This window comes from Halobacillus seohaensis, from assembly GCF_042663045.1.
GTDB classification, from domain to species: Bacteria; Bacillota; Bacilli; order Bacillales; family Halobacillaceae; genus Halobacillus_A; species Halobacillus_A seohaensis.
Genome location: NZ_JBHSZV010000040.1, coordinates 88,691 through 113,717, shown reverse-complemented (window position 1 = coordinate 113,717; position 25,027 = coordinate 88,691). Strand labels below are relative to the sequence as shown.

At 39.6% G+C, this 25,027-nt stretch carries 25 protein-coding genes, 2 tRNA genes, 1 rRNA gene and 2 pseudogenes; 22 read left to right on the top strand and 8 right to left on the bottom strand.

The window, feature by feature from the left end; genetic code table 11:
- The first annotated feature begins 243 nt into the window (after positions 1–243).
- From rrf to tsaD, 8 genes are all read left to right on the top strand, one after another.
- Positions 244–357: ribosomal RNA gene (rrf, locus tag ACFQIC_RS15700) — 5S ribosomal RNA — on the top strand.
- A 43-nt stretch (positions 358–400) separates the two neighbouring features.
- Positions 401–477 (top strand) — tRNA-Met (locus tag ACFQIC_RS15695).
- A 70-nt stretch (positions 478–547) separates the two neighbouring features.
- A tRNA-Asp gene (locus tag ACFQIC_RS15690) sits at positions 548–624 on the top strand.
- Between the two features lie 194 nt (positions 625–818).
- Complete coding sequence (thiL, locus tag ACFQIC_RS15685; protein ID WP_204710153.1) at positions 819–1,790, top strand: thiamine-phosphate kinase; 972 nt, start codon at positions 819–821, stop codon at positions 1,788–1,790.
- Position 1,791: 1 nt separating this feature from the next.
- Positions 1,792–2,247: a tRNA (adenosine(37)-N6)-threonylcarbamoyltransferase complex ATPase subunit type 1 TsaE gene (gene tsaE, locus ACFQIC_RS15680; RefSeq protein ID WP_204710152.1), complete on the top strand. Its 456-nt coding sequence runs from the start codon at positions 1,792–1,794 to the stop codon at positions 2,245–2,247.
- Complete coding sequence (gene tsaB / locus ACFQIC_RS15675; RefSeq protein WP_204710151.1) at positions 2,244–2,930, top strand: tRNA (adenosine(37)-N6)-threonylcarbamoyltransferase complex dimerization subunit type 1 TsaB; 687 nt, start codon at positions 2,244–2,246, stop codon at positions 2,928–2,930. Before tsaE ends, tsaB begins: the two co-directional genes overlap by 4 nt.
- Positions 2,931–3,377: a ribosomal protein S18-alanine N-acetyltransferase gene (rimI, locus tag ACFQIC_RS15670; RefSeq protein WP_204710150.1), complete on the top strand. Its 447-nt coding sequence runs from the start codon at positions 2,931–2,933 to the stop codon at positions 3,375–3,377.
- Entirely contained in the window at positions 3,374–4,423 is a 1,050-nt protein-coding gene (gene tsaD, locus ACFQIC_RS15665) for a tRNA (adenosine(37)-N6)-threonylcarbamoyltransferase complex transferase subunit TsaD (protein WP_204710149.1), read from the top strand. Before rimI ends, tsaD begins: the two co-directional genes overlap by 4 nt.
- Before the next feature lie 293 nt (positions 4,424–4,716).
- On the opposite strand, the gene ACFQIC_RS15660 is transcribed toward tsaD, so the two are convergent.
- Entirely contained in the window at positions 4,717–6,648 is a 1,932-nt protein-coding gene (locus ACFQIC_RS15660) for an ABC-F family ATP-binding cassette domain-containing protein (protein WP_204710148.1), read from the bottom strand.
- Between the two features lie 160 nt (positions 6,649–6,808).
- Between ACFQIC_RS15660 and moaC the strand changes: the two genes are divergently transcribed.
- The 3 genes from moaC (at position 6,809) to ACFQIC_RS15645 (ending at position 9,465) form a co-directional block, all read left to right on the top strand.
- The gene (gene moaC, locus ACFQIC_RS15655; RefSeq protein WP_204710147.1) at positions 6,809–7,297 is read left to right on the top strand and encodes a cyclic pyranopterin monophosphate synthase MoaC; all 489 of its coding nucleotides are present in this window, start codon (positions 6,809–6,811) and stop codon (positions 7,295–7,297) included.
- Positions 7,298–7,314: 17 nt separating this feature from the next.
- Positions 7,315–7,977 carry a redox-sensing transcriptional repressor Rex gene (locus ACFQIC_RS15650; protein ID WP_204710146.1) on the top strand — a complete coding sequence of 221 codons (663 nt, stop codon included), beginning with the start codon at positions 7,315–7,317 and terminating at the stop codon, positions 7,975–7,977.
- 84 nt (positions 7,978–8,061) lie between these two features.
- Positions 8,062–9,465 carry an MDR family MFS transporter gene (locus ACFQIC_RS15645; RefSeq protein WP_204710144.1) on the top strand — a complete coding sequence of 468 codons (1,404 nt, stop codon included), beginning with the start codon at positions 8,062–8,064 and terminating at the stop codon, positions 9,463–9,465.
- Between the two features lie 1,128 nt (positions 9,466–10,593).
- Here ACFQIC_RS15645 and ACFQIC_RS15640 read toward each other — a convergent pair.
- The 3 genes from ACFQIC_RS15640 to ACFQIC_RS15630 are packed head-to-tail and all read right to left on the bottom strand — an operon-like array spanning position 10,594 to position 12,100.
- On the bottom strand, positions 10,594–11,148 hold the full coding sequence (locus ACFQIC_RS15640; protein ID WP_204710142.1) for a GNAT family N-acetyltransferase: 555 nt from the start codon (positions 11,146–11,148) through the stop codon (positions 10,594–10,596).
- Positions 11,149–11,175: 27 nt separating this feature from the next.
- Positions 11,176–11,367 carry a YdiK family protein gene (locus tag ACFQIC_RS15635; protein WP_390217371.1) on the bottom strand — a complete coding sequence of 64 codons (192 nt, stop codon included), beginning with the start codon at positions 11,365–11,367 and terminating at the stop codon, positions 11,176–11,178.
- Positions 11,368–11,389: 22 nt separating this feature from the next.
- On the bottom strand, positions 11,390–12,100 hold the full coding sequence (locus tag ACFQIC_RS15630; RefSeq protein WP_204710139.1) for a CPBP family intramembrane glutamic endopeptidase: 711 nt from the start codon (positions 12,098–12,100) through the stop codon (positions 11,390–11,392).
- 259 nt (positions 12,101–12,359) lie between these two features.
- Between ACFQIC_RS15630 and groES the strand changes: the two genes are divergently transcribed.
- Together groES and groL are read left to right on the top strand one after the other, a co-directional pair.
- Positions 12,360–12,644, top strand: coding sequence for a co-chaperone GroES (gene groES, locus ACFQIC_RS15625; protein WP_204710138.1), 285 nt, complete (start codon positions 12,360–12,362; stop codon positions 12,642–12,644).
- Between the two features lie 55 nt (positions 12,645–12,699).
- Positions 12,700–14,343, top strand: coding sequence for a chaperonin GroEL (gene groL / locus ACFQIC_RS15620; RefSeq protein WP_204710137.1), 1,644 nt, complete (start codon positions 12,700–12,702; stop codon positions 14,341–14,343).
- Between the two features lie 370 nt (positions 14,344–14,713).
- On the opposite strand, the pseudogene ACFQIC_RS15615 reads toward groL, so the two are convergent.
- The 4 genes and pseudogenes from ACFQIC_RS15615 to ACFQIC_RS15600 all read right to left on the bottom strand — a co-directional run.
- Positions 14,714–14,854: pseudogene (locus ACFQIC_RS15615) on the bottom strand (SDR family oxidoreductase); the annotation flags it as partial.
- Positions 14,855–14,872: 18 nt separating this feature from the next.
- The gene (locus ACFQIC_RS15610) at positions 14,873–15,001 is read right to left on the bottom strand and encodes a hypothetical protein (RefSeq protein ID WP_390217369.1); all 129 of its coding nucleotides are present in this window, start codon (positions 14,999–15,001) and stop codon (positions 14,873–14,875) included.
- A gap of 6 nt (positions 15,002–15,007) precedes the next feature.
- Positions 15,008–15,787, bottom strand: a complete 780-nt coding sequence (locus tag ACFQIC_RS15605) for a TerC family protein (RefSeq protein ID WP_204710136.1) — start codon at positions 15,785–15,787, stop codon at positions 15,008–15,010.
- A gap of 510 nt (positions 15,788–16,297) precedes the next feature.
- A pseudogene (locus tag ACFQIC_RS15600) lies at positions 16,298–16,478 on the bottom strand (tyrosine-type recombinase/integrase); the annotation flags it as partial.
- A gap of 264 nt (positions 16,479–16,742) precedes the next feature.
- Between ACFQIC_RS15600 and ACFQIC_RS15595 the strand changes: the two are divergent.
- The 9 genes from ACFQIC_RS15595 to ACFQIC_RS15555 all read left to right on the top strand — a co-directional run bounded on the left by ACFQIC_RS15595 (position 16,743) and on the right by ACFQIC_RS15555 (position 24,876).
- Positions 16,743–17,456: an Ltp family lipoprotein gene (locus ACFQIC_RS15595; protein ID WP_390217367.1), complete on the top strand. Its 714-nt coding sequence runs from the start codon at positions 16,743–16,745 to the stop codon at positions 17,454–17,456.
- Positions 17,457–17,952: 496 nt separating this feature from the next.
- Positions 17,953–20,268, top strand: coding sequence for a TOTE conflict system archaeo-eukaryotic primase domain-containing protein (locus tag ACFQIC_RS15590; protein WP_204710135.1), 2,316 nt, complete (start codon positions 17,953–17,955; stop codon positions 20,266–20,268).
- Positions 20,265–20,474, top strand: coding sequence for a hypothetical protein (locus ACFQIC_RS15585; RefSeq protein ID WP_204710134.1), 210 nt, complete (start codon positions 20,265–20,267; stop codon positions 20,472–20,474). The genes ACFQIC_RS15590 and ACFQIC_RS15585 overlap by 4 nt, the downstream gene beginning before the upstream one ends.
- Positions 20,464–20,634: a nucleotidyltransferase substrate binding protein gene (locus tag ACFQIC_RS15580; RefSeq protein WP_204710133.1), complete on the top strand. Its 171-nt coding sequence runs from the start codon at positions 20,464–20,466 to the stop codon at positions 20,632–20,634. The genes ACFQIC_RS15585 and ACFQIC_RS15580 overlap by 11 nt, the downstream gene beginning before the upstream one ends.
- 259 nt (positions 20,635–20,893) lie before the next feature.
- Positions 20,894–21,145: a hypothetical protein gene (locus ACFQIC_RS15575; protein ID WP_204710132.1), complete on the top strand. Its 252-nt coding sequence runs from the start codon at positions 20,894–20,896 to the stop codon at positions 21,143–21,145.
- A 295-nt stretch (positions 21,146–21,440) separates the two neighbouring features.
- Positions 21,441–21,689: a site-specific integrase gene (locus ACFQIC_RS15570; RefSeq protein ID WP_390217383.1), complete on the top strand. Its 249-nt coding sequence runs from the start codon at positions 21,441–21,443 to the stop codon at positions 21,687–21,689.
- A gap of 16 nt (positions 21,690–21,705) precedes the next feature.
- Entirely contained in the window at positions 21,706–21,846 is a 141-nt protein-coding gene (locus ACFQIC_RS15565; RefSeq protein ID WP_204710128.1) for a hypothetical protein, read from the top strand.
- Positions 21,847–22,154: 308 nt separating this feature from the next.
- Complete coding sequence (locus ACFQIC_RS15560; RefSeq protein WP_204710126.1) at positions 22,155–23,321, top strand: endo-1,4-beta-xylanase; 1,167 nt, start codon at positions 22,155–22,157, stop codon at positions 23,319–23,321.
- A 703-nt stretch (positions 23,322–24,024) separates the two neighbouring features.
- Positions 24,025–24,876, top strand: coding sequence for a DegV family protein (locus ACFQIC_RS15555; RefSeq protein WP_204710124.1), 852 nt, complete (start codon positions 24,025–24,027; stop codon positions 24,874–24,876).
- Positions 24,877–25,027: the final 151 nt, after the last annotated feature.

The following is a 25,027-nucleotide window of genomic DNA, read 5'->3' as shown; positions in this document are numbered from 1 at the left end:
TCCGAGGTGGAAGCGTGGTGACACGTGCAGCTGACGGATACTAATCAATCGAAGGCTTATCTTCAAAGAAAAGTTATGATACCTTACCAAGGTGTCATAACTGGACAGATCGTGAAAAACGTTTATTTGTTTGATGACATGCGATGTCTTATCCAGTTTTGAGGGTTCATGAAAAATATATTTTCCTCTTGATTTTATATTTAAAGGATGATATAGTAGTTCTTGTGCCTAATAAACAAATGATGTGGTGGTGTTGGCGAAGAGGTCACACCTGTTCCCATGCCGAACACAGAAGTTAAGCTCTTCAGCGCCGATGGTAGTCGGGTCGATCCCCGTGAGAGTAGGACGCTGCCACATTGTTTCATTTTATGGGAAATTCATAGCAATTAACCCACAATATCGCGGGGTAGAGCAGTTCGGTAGCTCGTCGGGCTCATAACCCGGAGGTCGCAGGTTCAAATCCTGCCCCCGCAACCAATTTATTTCAACTCATCTGAAGTTGAAATTCGTAGTTTTATAGACTTTTTAAAAGTATACATAATTAATTGGTCCGGTAGTTCAGTTGGTTAGAATGCCTGCCTGTCACGCAGGAGGTCGCGGGTTCGAGTCCCGTCCGGACCGCCATTACACTTTAAATTACAGCCTTAGGGATTTATTCCTAAGGCTTTTGTTTTGTTCATTTTTAAATTCATATCCTTCCTTGGTATAATGGATATATCCTACATGAATGAACAATCAGACCCTTATTAAGGTTTGTATATTCTTCTTGCTTGTTTATGTCACCTTATGTTTCCCCATGGAAGGAGTTATGTTTAATTATGGATGAGTTTTCATTTATTAAATCAATTCAACCTACAGGATATCGTCAGTCGTCCCTTATTAAAGGAATAAATGATGATGCTGCGGTTTTTAGACAAACGTCTCAAGATATTGTTACATCTGTTGATACGATGGTAGAAGAAGTGCATTTTTCTAAAAAGACAATGACCCCCTATCATGTGGGTTATCGTGCACTAGCTGCTAACTTGAGTGATTTAGCGGCTATGGGCAGTACACCTGCTTTTTATTTAGTCTCCCTTGTGGTTCCTAAGGGTTGGAATAAAGAAGAGCTATCTGAACTTTATAGAGGAATGCAGGAACTTTCTGATAAGTATCAGATGGATTTAATAGGAGGAGATACGGTATCTGGAAAAGAACTGTGTGTCTCTATTACTGTTTTTGGTTATGTTATTAAGAGGATGGCCCGTTATCGTAATTCAGCCCTAGCAGGTGATATCGTTTTTGCTACGGGCACCCTTGGTGATGCGAGGGCTGGTCTTGAATGTATACTTACTGGTCAAGATGAGCCTTTTTTGATGGGGCGACACCGTATGCCTAGTCCACGTGTCCATTTTGCTGAAAAATTAACGGTGCTCGAGCGCGTGACTTTAAATGATGTGAGTGATGGAATTGCCAACGAGTCTAATGAGATTGCTGAGGCATCAGCTGTTGACTTACATTTAGATTTTGAGAAAGTTCCTTATTCTCCGAGCGTAGCTACCTTATTTCCTGACAAGTATGAAGAGTGGATTCTTTCAGGAGGAGAAGACTTTGAGCTGCTAGGAACTGTTTCTGAAAAGGATTGGAGTAAAGTCCAAGAGATTGCCAAACAAACGAATACAGTTGTTACTCCTATTGGTGTGGTAAAAGAAAGCGTCGATCAAGAGGGACGTGTTTACATGGTAAAAAACGGTGAAAAATCAATTTTAAATAAATCGGGGTATACCCATTTGCAAGAGGAACGTGATTAATATGGAATCTTTAGAATACGTGACTCATTCAACAGAGGATACGATGCAATTTGCAGAGAAGCTTGCGGGCTTTCTAGAGCCTGGGGACGTGTTGACGTTAGAGGGTGACTTAGGTGCAGGGAAAACGACTTTTACCAAAGGACTAGCAAAAGGCTTAGGAGTGAAACGAACAGTGAATAGCCCAACGTTTACTATAATTAAAGAATACATGGGACGGTTGCCTTTTTATCATATGGATGTCTATCGATTGGAAGATAGTGATGAAGATTTAGGCTTCGAAGAGTTTTTTAATGGGGAAGGCATAACCGTTGTGGAATGGTCCCAGTTCATATACGATTACTTACCCGAGCAGCGTTTAGAACTGACGATTGAGTCCATGAGTGAAGCGTCGAGAAAAATCAGCCTATATGCTCACTCTCCTCATTTTGAACAAGTTTGTAAGGAGATGAGCCAATGAATATATTAGCTATCGATACGTCGAATGATGTGTTAGGTATTGCTATTGTAAAGTCTGGAATCGTGACAGGTGAGTACGTAACGAATATAAAAAAGAATCATTCAATCCGTTTGATGCCTGCCATTGATCAGCTCATGATGGATACACAGACTAAACCTGAAGATTTAAGTAGGATTGCAGTTGCTCATGGACCTGGCTCGTATACGGGAGTAAGGATCGGTTTAACGACAGCTAAAACGATGGCATGGGCACTTGATATTCCGGTCATAGGGATATCAAGCTTGGAGGCTTTGGCTAGCCAAGGACGTCTCTTCAGCGGGTTAATTTGTCCGTTTTTCGATGCCCGAAGAGGTCTAGTATACACAGGATTATATGACTCTCAAATGAACCATGTAAAAAAGGAAACGAATATGCTCATGACGGATTGGCTGGATTCTTTACATGACCTCGATCAACCGATTTTGTTTTTAAGTCAAGATTTGGAGCTTCATAAAGAGGTTATCAAGGAAACTCTCGGAAAACATGCCGTATTTCCAGGTGCAGCTTATCATTATGCTAGGCCCTCCTATCTTGCTCTTGCTGCGTCAGAAAGAGAGCCAAGCTTTATTCATGATCTTATTCCTAATTACTTAAGAATACCTGAGGCTGAGGCTAAGTGGTTGGCTGAGCAGGAGAATAAGTAAATGATACAAGTTAGAAAAATGCAAGTTGATGACATAGAACAGGTACTCCAAGTGGAGCAGGCTACTTTTGCTGTTCCATGGACGAGGGAGACATTTTCTAATGAAGTGAATGGGGAAAATCCATACGCTCATTATTTAGTAATTGAAGAAGATGATGAAATTTTTGGCTACTGTGGACTTTGGTTAATCATTGATGAAGCCCATGTTACTAATATTGCGATCCATCCAGATTATCGTGGGCGGAAATATGGTGAGCAGCTGTTTCGTCAATCTTTTGAACAAGCGATTGAAATGGGGGCTATCCAACTGAGTTTAGAAGTACGCGTATCCAATACAGCAGCCCAGTACTTATATAGAAAATTCGGATTAGTGCCAGGGGGCATTCGTAAAAATTACTATAGTGACAATGGGGAAGATGCATTGGTCATGTGGGTGGGGTTAAAATGAGTCAAGATCAGTATATATTAGCGATCGAAACAAGCTGTGATGAAACAGCCGTAGCTATTGTAAAAAACGAGCGAGAGTTAATAACAAATGTTGTCGCTTCGCAAATTGAAAGCCATAAACGATTTGGTGGGGTTGTTCCTGAGATTGCGTCACGTCATCATATTGAACAAATTACGGTTACACTAGAAGAGGCTTTACAACAGTCACAGTTAACGATTGATGATATTGAGGCCATTGCCGTTACAGAAGGTCCCGGCCTTGTAGGAGCGCTCTTAGTAGGTGTGAATGCAGCAAAAGCGATTGCCTTTGCCAAGCAGAAACCGCTTGTTGGTGTCCATCATATTGCTGGGCATATATACGCCAACAGGCTAGAGGAAGAATTTGAATTTCCTTTATTATCTCTCGTAGTTTCTGGAGGTCATACCGAACTAATTTTGATGAAAGAGCATGGTTCCTTTGAAGTGATTGGGGAAACACGCGATGACGCTGCTGGAGAAGCCTATGATAAAGTAGCTCGTACGTTGAATCTTCCTTACCCAGGTGGACCCCAAATCGATCAATTGGCAAGTGAAGGGGAAGTATCGATTGATTTTCCAAGAGCTTGGCTAGAAGATGGTTCCTATGACTTTAGCTTCAGTGGACTGAAGTCTTCAGTTATCAACAAGCTGCACAATGCGAAACAGAAAAATGAAGAGATTTTACCTGTGGATGTAGCAGCAAGTTTTCAAGCGAGTGTAATTGATGTGTTATCCACAAAGGCATATCAAGCAGCGAAAGCTTATGGTGTTAAACAAGTAATTGTCGCTGGTGGCGTGGCGGCTAATCGAGGGTTGCGTAAGGTACTTCATGAGAAATTTGAGAACGAAGATATACAATTACTTATTCCCCCTTTACACTTATGTACAGATAATGCTGCAATGATTGCTTCAGCAGGGGCTGTAGCTTATCGACAAGGTCATCGTGCAGGGTATGATTTAAATGCGAATCCAGGTCTTGATTTAGAACAGTATGGAATGAGAAATACGATGAAAGAAACTCCCTTTTAAATGGAAAAGGGAGCTTTTTTTTGGTTAATAAGTTATACACAAATGTATATTTATTCAGTGGATAAGTCAAGGACATACCTAATGTATCTAATTGTTAAACGCTCTCATAAATTGTGGATAACTAAACGATTTTTTGTGGACAGTGTGAATAAACTTGTTGAGAACTGATATAACTAATTCACATCTGTTGAAAACCTTGTGGATAGATAGGATAACTTACATACGACTATATGCACCCAAAAAAATCCAGCCGCTATCTACGCAGGCTCGCAGAAATGGCTGGTTGATTGGTCTTATTCTAGAGTTTCCCACTCTTCCATCAATGTTTCAATTCGTTGATTGTTGGTGGAATTGTTTTCAGTAAGTTGCAGAGATTTTTCATGATCTTGATAAATGTAAGGTTCACATAAGAGAGCATCATTTTCTTCAATTTGTGTTTCTAGTTGTTCGATTTCCTGTTCAATTTCTTCGATTCGGCGCTTGCGTTTACGTTCTTCACTTTTTAGAGCTTTATCTTGTTGAAAACTGTTTTTTGTCTCATGATCTTGTTCGTTGGTTTCTAATTTGGCTTTCTCGTTTTCCTCTATTTCTAATAATTCTGCTTCCTCTTGTTTCTTATGAACATAGTAATCATAGTCGCCTAAGAATACCCGTGATTCCTCTGGGCTCATTTCAACAACTTGAGAAGCAATTTTATTGATGAAATATCGGTCGTGGGAAACGAAAAGCAGTGTACCCGGATAGTCAATAAGTGCAGATTCAAGAACTTCTTTACTGTCTAAATCCAAATGGTTTGTAGGCTCGTCTAATACGAGGAAGTTAGCTTCTTGCATCATTAGTTTAGCAAGGGATAAGCGAGCTTTTTCTCCACCACTTAATGCTGATACTGGTTTAAGTACATCTTCCCCTGAGAAAAGGAAGTTACCGAGGATGGTTCGAATATCCTTTTCATCTTTGTAAGGATAGTCATCCCAAAGTTCGTCCAACACGGATTTCTTTGACTTTAGTTTCGTTTGTTCTTGATCATAGTAGCCTATTTGTACATTAGTACCAATTTTCATTTCGCCTTTTGCGGCTTGTAACTCACCAATTATTGTTTTGAGTAGCGTTGTTTTTCCTACTCCATTCGGTCCGACGAGGGCGTAGGAGTCGCCACGCTGTATATCGATAGTTAGCTGATCAAATAAATAAGGGGTATCGACTTGATACTGAAAGGCTAAGTCTCTAAGTTTTAGTACATCGTTGCCACTTTTCTTTTCGATTTGAAAACTAAATTTAGCAGATTGCTGTTCCGTTTTGGGTTTATCAAGCTTGTCCATTTTTTCTAGCTGTTTACGACGGCTTTGAGCACGTTTACTCGTAGTTGCTCTGACGATGTTTTTCTGAACGAACTCTTCCATTTGTTTAATTTCGCTCTGTTGCTTTTCATAATGTTTAAGTTCAAGTTCATAATCAATTTCTTTTTGCTTTAAATAATCACTATAATTACCAGTATATTTTTTGGATCCCTGATGAGCAATTTCGTATACTGTGTTAACAATTTTGTCTAAAAAGTAACGGTCGTGCGATACGATAACAACTGCTCCTTGATAACCTGATAGGTAACCTTCAAGCCAGGATAGGGTATCAATGTCTAAGTGGTTGGTCGGCTCATCGAGAATAAGTACGTCTGGCTTCGTTAATAGCAGCTTTCCGAGAGCTAAACGAGTTTTCTGACCACCACTTAATGAAGAAATAGGTGTACTCCAGTCGAAGTTATGAAAATTCAACCCATTTAAGACAGCCTTAATCTCGGCTTCATACTGATAGCCACCCGACAATTTGAAGTAATCTTGTTTATCATCATATGATTTCAACAGTTTCTGATAAGCTTCATAATCTTCTAAAAGGTCAGGGCTGGCCATATTTGCTTCCATTGAACGTAATTCCTTTTCAATGGCTTTCAAATGAGAGAACACATTCTCCATTTCATTCCAAATCGTATCGTTGGATTGGAGACCTGTATTTTGAGCTAAATAGCCCATGGTCACTTCTTTCGGTTTAAAAATATCACCGGTGTCATGAGCCATTTCACCTGCCATCATTTTAAGCAAGGTACTTTTTCCGGAACCGTTTCTGCCAACAATGGCAATCCGATCATTGTTTTGTACATCTAATTTAATATTTTCTAAAATTAACTCTGCGCCAAAGCGTTTCGTTAATTGATTTAATTGCATGAGAATCATGTCGTTTCACCCCAATAAAATAAGTGTATCTTATATACGATGAGAGTAGCAAGGAGAGGTACTCAAGATTGTGAATGATGTAACACTTTCCATTGATTTTTTGGTAAAATAGGAGTAATGTTTGTATAACTAACTGTAAAATTGGTAAAGGAGCAAGTACATGTCTGAATTTACTCATTTTAATCCCCAAGGTCGAGCTCGAATGGTCGATATCTCAGAGAAGGACGATACAGTTCGAACGGCTGTTGCAAGAACAAGTGTTGAAGTCAATGAAACAATTTATAATAAAATTACTAGCGGTGAAGTCGAAAAAGGTGATGTACTTGCTGTATCACAGGTTGCGGGAATTATGGCAGCGAAGAAAACGCCGGACTGGATTCCAATGTGTCACCCCCTACCGTTAAATGGGATCGATGTAACTTTTGATTGGGATCTTAGAAAAGGGTATGCTTTAACTATTCGTGTATCAGTGAAAACAAAAGGAAGCACGGGTGTTGAAATGGAAGCGTTAACCGGAGCATCGGCAACGGCGCTGACAGTTTACGACATGTGTAAAGCAGTAGATAAAGGAATTGTTATAGGCCCAACCTACCTCGAGGAAAAAACAGGAGGTAAAACGGGTGATTATCATAGAGAAGAAGGTCGATGAAAGGAGGTCTTAAAAAGATGGAAGCAGAACATTCAAAGATCCCACAAGCGACAGCCAAACGACTGCCACTGTACTATCGATTTATTAATAATCTACATAGCCAGGGAAAACTGCGAGTGTCTTCGAAAGAACTTAGTGATGCAGTGAAAGTCGACTCTGCAACAATACGTCGGGATTTCTCTTACTTTGGAGCGCTCGGAAAAAAAGGATACGGCTATAATGTAGAGTATTTGCTGTCTTTTTTTAGAAAAACATTAGATCACGATGAAACAACCAATGTAGCTCTTATCGGGGTAGGGAACTTAGGTACCGCCTTTTTAAATTATAACTTTATGAAAAATAATAATACGAAAATTGAAGTGGCCTTCGATGCAAGTGAGAAAAGGATCGGAGAACAGGTAGGTGGTGTGCCGATAAAGCATATTGATGATTTAGAAAAACATATGGAGAACATATCGGTTGCGATTTTAACGGTACCCGCCTCAGCTGCCCAAGGGATAGCGGACCGTCTTGTCGAAGCAGGAATTTCTGGTGTGCTTAATTTTACACCTGCCCGAATCACTGTTCCGACAAGTGTTCGTGTTCATCATATTGATTTAGCTGTGGAACTTCAGGCGCTTGTTTATTTCCTTAAGCATTATCCGTTAGATAACGATGAGGAAGAAGAGGACGACCATTAAGGTTGTCCTTTTTGGCGTTTTAAGGATTTTAATAAATGGGTATAGATAAGATGCTTTGAGTTTGGAAAGTGTGGAGGGACGAGAATGAGCAAGATACCTCAGAAATGGCTAGTCGTTCTATCTGTTCTATTTGGAACATTTACCGTCATTTTAAATAACAGTATGCTTAATCCGATCCTGCCAAGGTTTATTGACGTATTTGATTCAAATGCTGTTTCAGTTGGTTGGATTTTAACGATTTTTATGGTGTCAATGGGAATGACCATGCCGCTAACTGGTTATTTTGGTGATCGGTTTGGTAAAAAGAAAGTTTATCTTGTGGGATTGTGCTTATTCATTGTAGGTTCACTCTCTGGTTTACTATCTCAGACGTTAGCGATGGTAATTATTTCGCGAGCCATACAAGGGATGGCTGGTGGTTTAATGATGCCGATCGCAATGGCGCTAATATTTAATTCATTCCCTCAAAATGAAAGAGGGTTAGCTGTTGGAGTCTATGGTGTAGCTGCAATGGTAGCACCCGCCATTGGTCCAACTGTGGGAGGATTCATGATTCAGTTTTTTGACTGGCCGTGGCTATTCGCTTTTAATATCCCCTTTGGTCTTACGGGATTGCTCTTGTCGGCGAAATTTTTGGAGCCTACGGAAACGGACCCAACAAAACGATTTGATTACATCGGCTTTATGATCATTACGCTTGGTATCGGTTCGGTTTTGTTTGCTCTCGGACGGGGAAGAACCTTGGAGTTGTTAACCGACCCATTGAATATCACCTTGATTGCAGCAGGCCTTATGGCAATTATCGCCTTTGTACTTTATGAAAATCGACAGGAAGACCCGCTCCTTAATTTATCAGTGTTTAAGGTGCCCACCTATTCGGTTTCCATCGTGGTGACATCTGCGGCGTCAATTGGCTTGTTTTCGGGTATCTTTCTACTGCCATTACTTATTCAAAATGTGTATGGGTTAAATGAGGTGATGACTGGTCTTTTGTTCCTTCCAGCGGCAGCGGCAAGTGGTATTTTTATGTCGATAGGGGGAAGGATTTTAGATAAAAGAGGTCCTAAGTATGTTGTTCCGCCGGGTTTAGCTATTATGGCTGCAGCTACGGTTGGTCTAGGTATGCTGAAGTTATCGACACCTTATTGGCTCATTCTTGTGTTAAATACCATTCGTGGGTTAGGGATGGGTATGGGAAATATGCCGGCGACAACGTCAGGGATGAATGCTATTCCCGAGAGTCTTGTAGCACAAGGTTCGGCAATGAATAATATCATTCGGCAAATCTCTTCATCGTTAGGTATCGTGTTTTTCTCTATTTACTATGAAGTCAGACGGGCACAAGTCGCAGCTGCACCTGACATTACTATGCAAACAGCCACATTGCAGACTTTAAATGAAGCCTTTCTCGTTTCTGCAGGTGTACTTATCCTTGCGATTCCATTTTCGTTTATTTTAAAAGGGGTACAAGATGATAAAAAAGATTAAAAAAACTGCTGAAGAGTTTAAGTAGTTCCGATACCGTGGATAATCTAAAATAACAGTACAAATAACAAACAAAAACGCTTGGATTTTTAATGCCCAAGCGTTCTTTTTTATATTTTCTTGTTAAACTAAAGCCCCAGATTGTGGAATGCTCAGATTCGAGACATTCCGATAGTTTCCGTTGCAAAGGGTGGCGTTTGAAGTTCTGGGAAATCACTCGCTTTCCGTGGGCATGTGGTGAGCTTCCTCAGGCTACGCCTTGCGGGATCTCACCGGTCATGTTCATCCCAGCTCTAATGCCTTATAAGGACGAAGGCTACATCTAGTTCATTAATCCTACCGGGCGTTATCCAGCTCCGGCGCCTAGCGGCTAGTGAGACTTCCCTCGCTTCTGTACGATAAGTCAACATCGAATCACGATGTTCTTCGTGTTTCCTTTATCTCCGACAGCTCAGTCCAGTCCATACGCCGCTGACCAAGGCGCCTCCGCTTTTAAAGGTAGGAGTCTCACAATTTCCCGGACCTTCTTGCTTTCGTGAGGAGAACGGAAACATCTTCACGTGAGCAGAAGCTTCATACGTGAGAATCGGGATGCTGTGTGAATATTGCCATTGAAATGATCTACTTCTGCCCTTATGGGAAGGCAGCTTTGAGACATTCCAGTGGCTTCCGTTACAAAGGATGGCGTTAGAAGGTCCGGGAAATCACTCGCTTTCCGTGGGCACACGTGAAAATCGTGGGGTTGTGTAATTATTGCCATTGAAATGATCGGCTTAGGACATCAAATTAACCTGTAATGTAAATTTGGAAATGATTTTACAAGGGTAGGCATACACGCCAATTAAGCTCCTAGCCATACCACGTTTTTTAACTAGTAGCTCAATAGATATAACAGATACCTCATACTTTAACAGTAACGGTAGAACAGCATGATTCCGATGAAATCCGCCCCTTTCTCTACACAATCATCTCGATATTATATTTGGGTTGCGATTTTGTATGTTAATTCAAGTGTTATTATCCAATAACCATTTATATATAAGGATAAAATAAGAGACCAAATCATATGCGATTTGGTCTCTTATTCGTATGCTATTCCGTATGTTTCTCCACAGAACTACTTTTGAAGTGCTACGGTTGCTCTTCAGCAGTTTTTTCTTCCCATTCATGTTTGAGTAAACCATATAAGAACATATCATACGATTTTCCATCACGAAGGATAAATTCTCGTTGAGCACCTTCATACCTAAAACCAAGTTTTTCATAGAGCCATATAGCTGGCTGGTTGTATTCAAAAACGGTTAACTGCAAGCGGTGAAGGTTGAGTTCATGAAAGGCATAATTGATTAATAATTCCATAGCTTCCGTGCCATATCCTTGAGCTTGGTGGTCTGGATGACCAATGGCAATCGCCACCCAGCCATTGCGCTGGTTCCAAAGAATACCGTCAAGTTCTACATAACCGATAAAGGTCTTACCGTCGCAAATAGAAAAAAGAAAATGGTTATTATTTTTCATCGCTTCATCTCGCCACTCTTGCAGTGATTCCCACGTTTTTGGCTCCGCGGGAACGGCGTCAAAGCGTCTGAGAAAGTGAGAGTTATGAAACCATTCGGAGATGATTTCTAAATGTTGATCAGTGACACTCCCTAAGCGAACTCTATTTCCGTGCAAAATGGCTTTCATGAGTTGAACAACCTCCCCCGTGACTAATTACTTGTTCCTTTCATTTTCTTTCGAATGTTTAATCTTTAGGTGGATGTTAATTAATCGAATCGTTACAGCAAAGTTAAATGTAGCCACTACGACTGGAAGTAATGTACGGAAATTCCAAACCGTTTCCGAAGCGGAATAGGTAGCAATATACGTAAAGGCAATACCCATAAAGAAATAAATAGCGGCCATTATCAAAGGAGAAGCCCTCATCTTAGAAGAACCCTCCTGTTAAAATAGTTTGTAATTGTTCCTGCATCCGGCGAATGTCTTCTTCTGTATAGAAAAACTGAGAAAGCACAACAAACGAATTCATTGCCATATGAGCAACGATTGGGGTAATGATACTTTTCGTTTTTACATATAAGAAAGCGAATACGATACCCATGGAAAAATAAACGAGCATGTGAATAAAATCAAAGTGAAATGCACCGAATATTAACGCAGAAATTAGAACCGCTAGAAAGAAGTTCGTTTTCTTATGAATCGTTCCGAAGATTACTTTTCTGAAGATAATCTCTTCCATGATCGGAGCAAATACAACAGGTAACAAAATAAACAGAGGAGCTTCTCGCGCAATGTTCATTAAGTCCATTGTATTCTCAGATCCTGCAGGTATACCTAGTAATTCCGTTTCAATCACAGCGGCAATTCCTTGTGCAAATAAAGCCATGAATACACCGAGAACCGACCAGAGCGCAATTTTACCAGCGCTTGAACGATCACCTCTCGTTTGGGCTTGTTTCATATCTGGTTTTAATAAACGCAGAATGACGATGGTAGCAATCGAAAAGCTGATGATCGACCAAATAGCGATGGCATCAGACTCACTTAAACCAAAAACATATAAAAGAGGAACGCCAACTAATGAGGACAGCTGAGCGATCACATAGGCTAAAATGATAAACCAATATCGTTTAGGCATTTACACGACTCCTTTTTTAATAAAAAACAGGGACTTTCCATACTTTATGTATTTTATCACAATTTAAAAACGACAGATAAGAATAAGGGTTCGGACAAGCGAGAAATTTGTAGGAAAATGTTGATGAAAATTTAATACTTTCTACTTGAAAAAAGATGATGAATTGCTTATGATAAGAATTGTGTTAGCACTCATCGTAACAGAGTGCTAATAACCGACAAAAATCGTAATATGAACCTGACTAAGGAGGGTGTCCTAATTGTTAAAGCCATTAGGTGATCGTATTGTAATTGAATTAGTAGAAGAAGAACAAACGACTGCAAGCGGAATTGTACTTCCCGACTCTGCAAAAGAAAAACCACAAGAAGGTAAAGTGATTGCAGCTGGTACAGGCCGTGTAACAGACAATGGAGAAAAGGTTGCACTGGAAGTAAAAACAGGTGACCATGTGATTTACTCTAAGTTCGCAGGTACTGAGGTTAAATTTGAAGGTACTGAATACTTAATCATTCGCGAGAGTGACATTCTAGCTGTCGTTGAGTAATTAGTTAAATTGAACAATTCTATCGATACGAATTTTGATAAGGAGGGCATTTTTTATGGCTAAGGAAATTAAATTTAGTGAAGACGCACGCCGCGCAATGCTTCGTGGTGTAGATACATTGGCAGATGCCGTTAAAGTAACTCTAGGACCCAAAGGACGTAACGTCGTTCTTGATAAAAAATACGGTTCTCCACTAATTACAAATGACGGGGTAACCATTGCAAAAGAAATTGAACTTCAAGATCACTTCGAAAATATGGGAGCACAACTCGTATCCGAAGTTGCTTCTAAAACAAATGACGTTGCAGGTGACGGTACAACGACTGCAACTGTACTTGCACAAGCCATGATTCGCGAAGGACTTAAAAACGTAACGTCTGGTGCGAACCCTGTGGGCATTCGTCGTGGAATTGAAAAAGCGACAGCCGTAGCAACTGAAGAACTACGTAAAATTTCTAAGCCAATCGAAGGCCGTGAGTCTATCTCCCAAGTAGCTTCCATCTCTGCTACTGATAATGAAGTAGGCCAGCTAATCGCTGAAGCTATGGAGCGCGTAGGTAACGATGGCGTTATTACAATTGAAGAATCTAAAGGATTTAACACAGAACTAGAAGTCGTAGAAGGTATGCAATTTGACCGCGGCTATGCTTCTCCATACATGGTGACTGATCAGGATAAAATGGAAGCGACTCTTGAAGATCCTTATATCTTAATCACAGACAAGAAAATCAACAATATCCAAGAAGTTCTTCCGGTACTTGAGCAGGTTGTTCAACAGTCCAAGCCTCTACTTCTTATCTCTGAGGACGTAGAAGGAGAAGCCCTAGCAACGATCGTTGTAAACAAGCTTCGCGGAACGTTCAACGCTGTATCTGTTAAAGCGCCAGGCTTTGGAGATCGCCGTAAAGCGATGCTTGAAGACATTGCGGCTCTAACAGGCGGCCAAGTGATTACTGAAGACCTTGGACTTGATCTGAAGAATACAACATTAGATCAATTAGGACGCGCTTCTAAAGCAGTCATTACGAAAGAAAATACAACAATCGTCGAAGGAAACGGAAACCCAGAGCAAATCGCATCCCGCGTTTCTCAAATCCGTGCCCAAGCAGAAGAATCTACTTCTGAATTCGACAAAGAAAAACTACAAGAACGCCTAGCTAAACTATCAGGCGGCGTAGCAGTTATCAAAGTTGGTGCTGCAACTGAAACCGAACTAAAAGAACGTAAACTACGCATTGAAGATGCCCTAAACTCTACACGAGCAGCGGTAGAAGAAGGTATCGTAGCCGGTGGTGGTACAGCTCTTGTAAACATCATCCACTCCGTAGAAGGTCTTGGCCTAGTAGACGACGAAGCAACTGGTGCAAGCATTGTACTACGTGCGCTTGAAGAACCAGTTCGCCAAATCGTTTTCAACGCTGGACTTGAAGGATCCATTATCGTAGAACGACTTAAAGCCGAAAAAGTTGGCGTTGGTTTCAACGCAGCAACAGGCGAATGGGTCAACATGGTGGAACAAGGTATCGTAGATCCAACAAAAGTTACACGTTCCGCACTGCAAAACGCAGCATCTGTAGCAGCGATGTTCCTAACAACTGAAGCGGTTGTAGCGGATCACCCTGATGAAGAAAACGCTGGTGCTGGTGGCGGCGGTATGCCAGACATGGGCGGCATGGGTGGAATGGGCGGCATGATGTGATAGCGCCCAAAGCTCTTTAAACATAGGGTTTGAGAACAATTTGACTGGTTTTTAAAATCTTTTACTAAATCTAAAAGCCTCTCAAGAGTTTATAAACTTTTGAGAGGCTTTCCTTTTATTTTTAAATATTGAGATAATTGAAGATTACTGTCGAGATATTTAAAGAAAGGATATATCTTTACAGTTAATGTGTATCAATCAGAAGATAATGATATCTAATGGTGAGGTGTAGGTGCTGAACTTTTCAATGTACCATCGCTCGATGATGGTTTAGCGATTCTATATAAGGTCTTAATAGATCCCAATTCTAAAATGTTTGAATTGGGGTCTGTAATCATATATGGAGCTTATTTTTAAGTCATCCACGTGGTTATCTGTATATTATGCCACCGTCAATTAAAATCGCCTGTCCAGTAATATAATCTCCATCTTCAGAAGCCAAGAATGCTACTAAGTTTGCAACATCCTCTGGCTTTTGTGTACGACCTAATGAAATGGAAGAAGAATATTGTTCTAATGCTTCACCTTTTTAAGTGCCTGTTACGTCCATGAATTTTTCGTCTAAACAGTCCCACATACCTGTTGTTGCGATTCTAGGACAATACGCATTAACTGTAATGTTATCTTTCGCTAACTCTCTAGAAGCAACTTGTGTCAATTTGTTTTATTCATTTGCTTGGTCGCTACCTTCTTTTTCTTTAGATAAAAACCAACCGCCAAGTGCGATTACTATTAATACTGTGTAAAATATTCCTTTCCAAATTGGTGATTTTGCAAATCCTTCAGATAAAACAGCAAGTTCTGGATGTGACATTGTATAAACAGCTAATTTAACACCGACCCACCCGACAATCATAAATGCTGCGATTTCAAGGCCGGGCTTTTTGTGTAGTAATGTGACGAAGAAATTAGCCGCAAATCTCATAATAATCAATCCAATTAATCCACCTGCAAAGATGATAAGAAATTGACCTCCATCAAGTCCTCCAATCGCAGGCAGTGGAGTTACTGGAAGGGATACCGCTAATGCGACTGCAGCCAGAATAGAATCCACTGCAAAAGCGATGTCTGCCAGCTCTACTTTCAAGACAGTCATCCAGAATCCAGAATGTTTTTTCTCTTCCCTAACCTCATCAGTATGGGCAGCTGGTTTTTTTCTGACTAGTTTCCTAAATATGTGATTAATGGCAATGAACAGGAGATAAATAGCTCCGAGTGCTTGAACCTGCCAGACATTGACCAAAAACGATATGGCAAAAAGGGAAGCAAAACGGAAAATAAATGCTCCGGCAAGCCCATAAAAGAGCGCTCTTTTTCTTTGATCCTCTGGCAAGTGTTTTACCATAATGGCCATCACGAGAGCATTGTCAGCTGCTAATATCCCTTCAAGTGCTATAAGCACAAGAAGTATCCATCCATATTCAAGTAAAAGAGTTACGTCCACTATCATTCCTCCTTGGTTCTCAGCTACATAGCTTGTATTCTTGTTTCCTTCAAACGATTTAGATTAAACATTAAAATCAGCATAACCCAAAAATTTATTAATAACTTTAATTCAATATCCCTTGATTAATAGTAGGGGTACTTATAATACTGCTAATACTGCGTTGTAATATTAATCTCTCATTCTTCACATCTTGGAGGAATAAAAAATCAATCTTTCCTCTTCATGAACCGTTGATAATACTGTTATCAAACGAATTACTACACAGTAAATATTTCCATAAAACTTTCTAATTTCTGCATTATCTCGAATTCAAGTTTTCCGTTATTCTGCCCTTATGTGGAAGACTTGATTTCAAGATAACTGCCCGTAAAAAGACGTAAAGATGTTACAGCATCACTTAGAAAACCCTTGATATCAAGGGTTTAACTTTACTCTGGAAGTCAGATTGACATAATTTTGACATACCTAGCTAGAAAAACAATATAAATCTAAAGAGCCTTTCATAAGTTAGCTGAACTTTTGGGAGGCTTTTTCTTCAGCTATTTAGTAATATGCGCGTAAAATATTCATAGTTGTATTTATGTCTCCATGGCCTACGCTTTTGGATGATCTCCTTAACTCCTACGCCAGCTTCAATTAGGAGAGAGGTGTCGGTATGTCGTAAAGAGTGGGGAGTGAGATCTTTATTTTTGAGAACCACCCCCCATCCACTTTTAGTGTTCGAATGGGGACATTTTAATAGTGGCACATAAGCCCTTATTCATTTTAAAAACCGATACTGGGGAGGATATACCCAATGAATATCTGTCCTCACGAAATTGAAGGGTATCTTGGCAGTCAGCGAGTCCTTTTGGTTAAAAAGGCTTAATAACATGAATTAAATGGTAAATATGGATTTATACATGATGTAATAGTATGGGATGTTTAAAACTAAATAAGGGGAGAATAATCAGTGGAAACATTCTTAATGATTTTAATGTTAACGGCTCTAGCAGGTATGATAGTCTTTATTGTCTTAGCCTTTGTGAAAGGCAAGGGGAACAGGCTAAAGAACTTTGCGAAATCAGGTAGTTGCCTGTTCGCACTTGTAGTCATAGCGCTGATTTTAGCATCGATAGGTGAAGAAGCACCTGTTGCTCAAGAGGTTACAGCTGAAGCTTCCGCAGAAGATAAAGAGGCTGAAGAGAAGGTTAAACAACAAGAAGAAGAGGCTAAGAAAGCCGAGGAACAAGCACAGAAAGAGCAAGAAGAGCAAGAAGCCAAGGAACAGGCGAAGAAAGAAGAGGAACGTAAGGCCAAAGAGGAAGAAGAACGGAAAGCTAAAGAAGAGGAAGAGCGTAAAGCTAAAGAAGAACAAGAAGCTAAAGAAGCCAGTGTAACTGTTTCTCAGGAGCAGGCGGTTAATATGGCTCAAGACTATCTGAATTACACAGCATTCTCTAAATCAGGATTGATCGATCAATTAGAGTATGAGGGGTTTAGCACAGAAGATGCAACATATGGTGTAGAAAACATCACGGTTGATTGGCAAGAACAAGCGGTTAATATGGCTCAAAACTATCTTGATTACACTTCTTTTTCAAGACAGGGTTTAATTGACCAATTGACTTATGAAGGATTCAGCACAGAGCACGCAACATACGCTGTCGGTCAAGTTGGTTTGTAATAGATAAATAGAGTAGCTATTTGCCCTCAAAGCGCGTGTAATCAGATATGAAAATCTTGATTTCGCGCTTTCTTTCATTTCTTCTATAGAAACATTATTTGTTGTACCTACTACATAAGCATTAGCATTTGTGATATCTTCAAGTTCATGCTTAATTCAGGTTATTTGATTTATTTTAACCCATTCCCGATTTTCTTTATGATTGATGGATGAATAGAGTTCAGTATCAACGGCCCTTGGAGGTATAACAATGGATTGAATGCTGTTCTCTCTTTATGAAGACATAGTTATGCTACTTATATACTTAATAATTAATCGCCAATCGAAGTTATCCAAAGCTTGTTAGGACATGAAAAAAGTGAATATTCTTCTAATAGACAGATGGACATCCTCATTTTACAATAGAAATAGGTTTCATAAGCAAATGAATGATATTAGTTAGGCACGGCTCAAATTATTTTAAAGCGAGATCAAACTGCATGATGAGGGATGATCTATGAACGATTTGGAGCGGAGATTGCAAATTGCATTAGAAGAAATCACCCAGCTAAAAGATGAAAATCACAAATTGAAAGAATTGCTGGCAAAACATCAAATTTCTGTCTCTAACCATCAAGACAAACATGGTCAACACCTTGCGAAAGCTGAAATCTTACAGAAGCGCATCACTATTTTCAGAAGTCTGTTTAAAGGACGGACAGACGTATATGCGGTGCAGTGGGGGTTCAATGGAGAGTCAAACTATGCGCCGGCACGTAAATATGAACCCAATAAAAAATATAAAGAGCGTGAGTTGTTGCCACTAACGGATAATGTCATTGAGAATCACTTGCGTGGCAATAAAACTATTGGCATCTATCCTTTATTAAAAGATGAAACATGCTGGTTTTTGGCTGTTGATTTTGATAAAAAAGGCTGGCAAAAGGACGCTCTCACTTTCATTGGTGTTTGTAAAGATGTAGGCGTACCCGCAAGCATGGAAATCTCCAGATCCGGAGATGGTTGCCATGTCTGGATTTTTTTCAGCGATAAAATGGCGGCGAAAACTGCTCGTAGATTAGGAAATCTTCTTATGAACCGGACCCTAGAAAAGCGTTACGAGACAGGTGTCGATTCGTTTGATCGGTTTTTTCCAAATCAGGATACAATGCCAAAAGGCGGATTTGGAAACCTGATTGCACTACCTTTACAGCAATACCCTAGGAAAAATGGCTATAGTGTCTTTGTTAATGAAAAATTTGAACCATACATTGATCAATGGTCGTATCTGGAGTCTGTAAAAAAAATCAGTAATAAAACGGTTGAATCAATTCTGGTGAAGCACAATGATTCCAGCAGCTATACTGTGAAAAGTAAACCAACATCATATGATGTAAATATACCTTCTGAAATAACCATCATAAGAAAAAATGGCATACATATCCCCAAAAATAAGCTTCCATCAAATATTTTGAACGAGTTAATAAAGCTATCCGTCATCAATAATCCTGAATTTTTTAAAGCACAATCCAAAAGGCTGTCTACTTACAACATCCCCAGAAAAATTGACTGTAGTTATGAGGTGGAGGACTCGGTGGTTATTCCGCGCGGCTGTCTGAAAGATATAAAAGCTATTTTATCTAGGAACAAAATCAACTTCTACATCGATGATCAAACCAACAAAGGCAGCAGTCACAATATTCATTTTCGTGGGAGTCTTCTGCCACAACAAAATGAAGCGGTTTACGCTATGAAGATAAGTAGTTGTGGTGTCCTATCAGCGGCAACTGGTTTTGGTAAAACTGTTGTGGCGGCAGCGCTAATTGCAGAGAGAAATATTACCACGTTAATCATCGTGCACACCAAGCAACTGCTTACCCAGTGGAAAGAAAGTTTGCAGGCCTTTATTAATTTGGATGGAAACAAGGTTGGTCAAATCGGTGGAGGTAAAAAGAAACCAACAGGTAAAGTGGATATTGCTATGATTCAGACTTTGAGCAGATCAGAAGATGGGCGCGAAAAAATCAAAGGCTATGGACAGGTAATTGTCGATGAATGCCACCATATTTCAGCGGTAAGCTTTGAAAAAGTATTAAGGGAAGTTGAGGCTACTTATGTTCACGGACTAACTGCAACACCAACTAGAAAAGACGGGTTGCAAAAAATAGTTGCCATGCAGTGTGGAGAAGTATGTTATAAGGTTACCGCAAAAAGTCAGTCAAAACTCCATCCGTTTGACCATGTGCTTATTCCGCGGTTCACTAGTTTCAAAAATAACGGTGACAACATTCAGAAGGTTTATGCAAATTTGGCTATTAATGAACAACGGAACAAGATGATATTCAATGATGTATTAAAAGAACTTGAGAATAATGCGCATCCAATTATTTTGACAGAGCGGATTGAACATGTGCATGAATTGGAGAAGCTCTTTGATGGATTTGCTAAGAATATAATCGTGTTAACAGGCAAGCTGAGTAAGCAAGAAGAGAAAGAACGCTTAAAGCTTATAAAAAACCTTTCGGAAAATGAAGAGTGGCTTATTATTGCAACCGGAAAGTATATCGGAGAAGGATTTGACAATGCCAGGTTGGACACTCTGTTCCTTGCCATGCCAATCGGCTGGAAAGGAACGCTCCAGCAATATGTCGGTAGATTGCATCGCGTTCATACGGATAAGAATGTGGTGAAAGTGTATGATTATGTTGATTATCAGGTGCCCGAGTTGAAGGCCATGTATGAAAAGCGCATACAGGGGTATAAATCGATGAATTACAAGCTTCAAGGCAACGATGAAGAAAATAGTAGTGGGCAGCAGATGAAGTTATTTTGATAGACAAAAGACATGATGCCAAAGAAGCTCTAGTCCAACAAGTGAAAGAGGAGGGGGTTTTATGGAAAGATTACGTCAACGATTACGGCGAACAGGGTGCTAAAGTCGTTAAAAAAGGAAACTCTTGTGCAAGCTTTGCTAAGCCCATAGCAAGCGGTGCTACCATTTGCAATCAGTTGCAGGGAGGTCTACTTATTGAAGGATGAAGAGACCGTTCTGGCGTTGGAAATGGTAAATGATCGTAATTTGACCGTCCATACCTATAATGAAGAAGTGGCCATTAAAATCCACAAAAATTTGGCCCGGTATAATAGCCTTCTCCATCAATGGGTTGAACGGATGAATGGGAAAGTCATTAAAAGATAAGGCTCCAGTCGTTACATCGACGTCTATAGACTTGTTTATATAAAAATAGCTTTATGATTTATAGTTCGCAGAGAAGTTTTTTTGGTTTATGAACTTTATATTAAATCAAACTTCCAATACAGTGGTGTTTATTTATATTGAATTTAAAAAATCTTTAACTAAAATACACAAAAGAGTAAATACATTTCTTAGTTAGTATTGAAAAGAAGTTAAAGCACTTTAGTTAATAAAAGAATAACGATAAGAAAGGAAATCATTTATGGTACCTATTTCTATAGACTCATTTGTAAATAAGCATTGTAAGAGTAATCCTGCCGAAGAACCAAGCAAATTAAAGAAAAGGATTAAAGAAGCTGTTAAGGATAAGAAAAATGGGGCAAGCTGCTTCAACTGTAATCAGGAAATTTGGGCTATTGGCAGTGCAGTTGCTTACCAGGGATGTTTTTCTTGTATAACTGGGGAAGCGGATGCCTCAGAAGATTATGAGATCGACGAAGTGTGTTGGTCATAAAATAAAATCCTTATTTGTTCTAAAAAAATATTTTGAATCCTATTCTTGAATTGTGTCTGTTAATCCACTAGGTGTTTTATAAATTAACTTAGCGATGGAAACCTTAATATAACAATGTACTGCGAGTCTTATTATTGTCCTATTAATTAGCCAAGTGAATAGGGCGTGTAGGAGAATTCCTACACGCCCAAACCTAGCTTTTGTGAAGCTGTTTAATGTATAAATAGTTAGTATAGAGGACTACTTCCTAAAAGGGGGGAGTCTTTTTTGTGCTGTTAAAGTTTGCATTTAAAGAATTGAAGATAGTAAATTTAAGAACACCACTAATGTAAATATACAAAACTACAAAGTATTGTTAGGTGGATTTGTTGATTACTGTCACGAAAATAAAGTCTTGAATGTAGAAGAAGTTGATAGTCAACATGTGAAAAGGTATCTTATCTACTGCCAAAACAATGGGAATTCAGCTGGAACTATCAACACGAAGCTGCAACGTATCAGGGCATTTTTTAACTATTTGGTAGAAGAAAAGATGGTATTCTAAGAAATAGAGTTTAGATATGAAAGAGCAGCTTCCTAAAATTAATGAATTAACAACTATTGAAGCGATCCATTGGTACACCAAAGAAGTGGCTGATGCATTCTGTACAAAAAGCCGTGTGGCTGGAACATACTCGAAGAATATAAAGATGTTTTATTGATTGGAAACGAGATTTAAATAAGAAGATAGATAAGGAGAATCGTTATAAAGTCTATGATATAGAAGAATACAGGCCAAATGAACTATATTAAGTAGAGAAAGGAATAGTTCCGTTTTCTTAATTTTCTTAAAACTTAGTTTGTACACTGGACCAACTAAGTTTATGGTGATATGATTTTCTGTGAAAGGGTTACTTACATATGGGTTTGCCCAAAAGTGAAAGCCCTTTCAAAACGACTGATTTTACAAGGGGGTTTAGTAGAGACTTTTTAAAGCTTGAAAAAATCTTTTAAAAGGAGAGATTAAAACATGTTAAAAGTCTTACGTTTACCAATTATTTCTGGACTAGCTTTGGCCTTGTTACTGCCAGGAGTTGGTAGTGCTGCATATGAAAACTCCCGAAACGCGATGGGTGCCCCTGTGGAACTGGATGAAAGATACGATGACTCTTTTAATATTGGCGCAGCTGTGGAGCCTTACCAGCTAAAAGGAAAAAGCGCCCAGGTTTTAAAGAAGCATTACAATAGTATTGTAGCTGAAAATGTGATGAAACCGATTAACATTCAGCCTGAAGAAGGCAAATTCAACTTTGAAGAAGCGGATAAGATCGTAAAGTTTGCTGAAGAGAATGACATGGACCTTCGTTTTCACACATTGATTTGGCATAGCCAGGTACCGGACTGGTTCTTCTTAGATAAAGAAGGAAAACCGATGGTCGATGAAACCGATCCAGAAAAACGCGAGGAAAACAAACAGCTTTTGCTGGAGCGGGTAAGAACTCATGTTAAAACAGTCGTTACACGCTATAAGGATGTAGTCGATTCATGGGATGTTGTTAACGAAGCAGTTGCTGATGTGGCCTCTCCAGAAACCGATGGCTTGCGTGACAGTACTTGGTACCAGCTTACTGGTACAGACTACATTAAAGTAGCATTCGAAACAGCTAGAGAGTATGGCGGAGAAGATGCCAATCTTTATATCAATGACTATAATACAGAAGTATCGCAAAAAAGAGAAAATTTATATAATCTTGTGAAAGGGTTGTTAGCTGAAGGAGTGCCGATTGATGGTGTGGGTCATCAAGCGCACGTTCAAATTGGATGGCCTTCCATCGATGATATAAGAACTTCTTTTGAAATGTTTTCTAGCCTTGGATTAGATAACCAGGTTACTGAGCTAGATGTGAGCTTGTACGGCTGGCCACCAAGTGGCAAGTACAACACTTATGAAGAAATTGTAAACAGTGAAGAAAATATCCTTGAAGCACAGGCTGACCGCTATGATCAGTTGTTCAATCTATATGAAGAATTAGATGCTGATATCAGCAGTGTAACGTTCTGGGGTATTGCCGACAACCATACATGGCTGGATGACCGTGCGACTCAGTACAGTGATGATGGCCTGGGCAAAGATGCACCATTTGTTTTTGATCCAAACTACAAATTAAAGCCAGCCTATTGGGCTATTATCGACTAAGTAACTTCTAGAAATCAGCTTCATAATATTGAAGCTGATTTTTTTCTGCTTTTCTATTAGGAGGGATAATTTAATGCTTAAAAAAACCAGTTTTCACTTGTTGCCACAATGCTTTTTACTCTTGGTACCACCTCATGCTCAATGGAACATAAGTTGAGGCGAAAAGAGGAGAGGTCACTGGATTTCTGTGTATGCATTGCTTCTCTTTGCCATTGACGTAATTTCAATAAAATCTTCTAATTCAGTGTATAAGCTTTTTTTCTACTATACGAACCGTCCATATTCTGATAAGTTGTTTTTTAATCATTTAATGGGTTGGATTGGTCATGGGGGGTGGAGGGATAGGTTCCTTGTCTCAATCTCGCCCAATACACATAAAAGCTGAATAACAGAAGGGTCTGATTCCATTTTGGGATCGGGTCTTTTTTATATATTATATTCGTGGTTTTGAGGTGTAGGCAGGGAGTTGAGGGTGGAGGCAAGAGTGGCGAGTTTTTGGTAGAGATGTGTATGGAGGAGATAAAAGAGAAGCCGGTTTTTCATAGATCCTCACATCTGCAGTAGTGATCAAATCCCCGAAATGTGCACTAAAAGCACGGCAAATAAAAGTTATCACAATGCTAATACGGTTTTCTCATGTATAGTTAAAGTATAATGTAGGAAGAGTGAACGCGGGCTTAAATATAACCAAGGGGGAAATAGAATGCGAAGGATAATCTTATCGACCGAAAGTGGTGCCGACTTACCGGGTGATTTAGCTGAAAAGTACGATGTTCAAGTAGTTCCCATGCACATCATTATGGATGGAAAGGATTATTTAGACGGTTCTTTGCCGGTCCAGGATATTTATGACTATTACGGACGTACGAAGAAAATACCCTCTACTACTTCCACAAATGCTCATGAGTATCAAGAGTTTTTTGCAACTATAAGAGAGAATTTCCCAGATTGCATCATTATACATATTGGTTATACATCAAAAGCGTCTTCTTCTTTTCAAAATGCTGTCATTGCTGCGGAAGAATTTGAAGACATTTTTCTCATTGATGCTCTGAACGTTACTGGAGGATTAGCTGCGATAGTATTGTATGCCGCTAAAGTTTTAGAAAAAGAACCTAGCATTGAACCGGAACGCTTAGTCGAAAAAATAGAGGCAATCGTTCCTAAATCAAGGCTTGCTTTCATCCCAGGCAGCCTGGAGTTTCTTAAAGTGGGAGGACGGGTAAGCAATATGGCATCTCTGATTGGAGCTCTGTTGAAAATAAAGCCATGCATAGAGTTGAAGGATGGAAAGCTTATGTCTACAAAGAAGTACCGCGGGAAAATGATTAGTGCTACTGAAAAACTCTTGAGTGATTACTTAAATGAATTCAACATCGATAGAGAGCAGCTTTATTTTATCTACTCAATCGGACTCGATGAAAGGGTCAAGCAGCGGATGAATGAGGTTGCCAAAGAAAACGGATTCCAAAATATAAGATGGATCCAAGCGGGCGGTATGATTTCGACTCATTCTGGAGCCGGGGGATTCGGCGTAGCAGGATTAGAGCAATAGTTTTAAAAACCATTGGCAGATGAACCAGCAGACTTTCTTTAGTACGGCTAAGCAGTGAATCTGGGATGTGACTTATCACGCGATTGTTACGGTCCTTGAAACTTTGTAGGGATTTACTTTTTATTAGCAGGAAAAAGGAAGGGAGTTGGGG

Excerpts from the sequence above, each read along its gene's own strand:
- thiL (WP_204710153.1), top strand. The coding sequence starts at position 819 with ATGGATGAGTTTTCATTTATTAAATCAATTCAACCTACAGGATATCGT.
- tsaE (WP_204710152.1), top strand. The coding sequence starts at position 1,792 with ATGGAATCTTTAGAATACGTGACTCATTCAACAGAGGATACGATGCAA.
- tsaB (WP_204710151.1), top strand. The coding sequence starts at position 2,244 with ATGAATATATTAGCTATCGATACGTCGAATGATGTGTTAGGTATTGCT.
- rimI (WP_204710150.1), top strand. The coding sequence starts at position 2,931 with ATGATACAAGTTAGAAAAATGCAAGTTGATGACATAGAACAGGTACTC.
- tsaD (WP_204710149.1), top strand. The coding sequence starts at position 3,374 with ATGAGTCAAGATCAGTATATATTAGCGATCGAAACAAGCTGTGATGAA.
- ACFQIC_RS15660 (WP_204710148.1), bottom strand. The coding sequence starts at position 6,648 with ATGATTCTCATGCAATTAAATCAATTAACGAAACGCTTTGGCGCAGAG.
- moaC (WP_204710147.1), top strand. The coding sequence starts at position 6,809 with ATGTCTGAATTTACTCATTTTAATCCCCAAGGTCGAGCTCGAATGGTC.
- ACFQIC_RS15650 (WP_204710146.1), top strand. The coding sequence starts at position 7,315 with ATGGAAGCAGAACATTCAAAGATCCCACAAGCGACAGCCAAACGACTG.
- ACFQIC_RS15645 (WP_204710144.1), top strand. The coding sequence starts at position 8,062 with ATGAGCAAGATACCTCAGAAATGGCTAGTCGTTCTATCTGTTCTATTT.
- ACFQIC_RS15640 (WP_204710142.1), bottom strand. The coding sequence starts at position 11,148 with ATGAAAGCCATTTTGCACGGAAATAGAGTTCGCTTAGGGAGTGTCACT.
- ACFQIC_RS15635 (WP_390217371.1), bottom strand. The coding sequence starts at position 11,367 with ATGGCCGCTATTTATTTCTTTATGGGTATTGCCTTTACGTATATTGCT.
- ACFQIC_RS15630 (WP_204710139.1), bottom strand. The coding sequence starts at position 12,100 with ATGCCTAAACGATATTGGTTTATCATTTTAGCCTATGTGATCGCTCAG.
- groL (WP_204710137.1), top strand. The coding sequence starts at position 12,700 with ATGGCTAAGGAAATTAAATTTAGTGAAGACGCACGCCGCGCAATGCTT.
- ACFQIC_RS15590 (WP_204710135.1), top strand. The coding sequence starts at position 17,953 with ATGAACGATTTGGAGCGGAGATTGCAAATTGCATTAGAAGAAATCACC.
- ACFQIC_RS15575 (WP_204710132.1), top strand. The coding sequence starts at position 20,894 with ATGGTACCTATTTCTATAGACTCATTTGTAAATAAGCATTGTAAGAGT.
- ACFQIC_RS15565 (WP_204710128.1), top strand. The coding sequence starts at position 21,706 with ATGAAAGAGCAGCTTCCTAAAATTAATGAATTAACAACTATTGAAGCG.
- ACFQIC_RS15560 (WP_204710126.1), top strand. The coding sequence starts at position 22,155 with ATGTTAAAAGTCTTACGTTTACCAATTATTTCTGGACTAGCTTTGGCC.
- ACFQIC_RS15555 (WP_204710124.1), top strand. The coding sequence starts at position 24,025 with ATGCGAAGGATAATCTTATCGACCGAAAGTGGTGCCGACTTACCGGGT.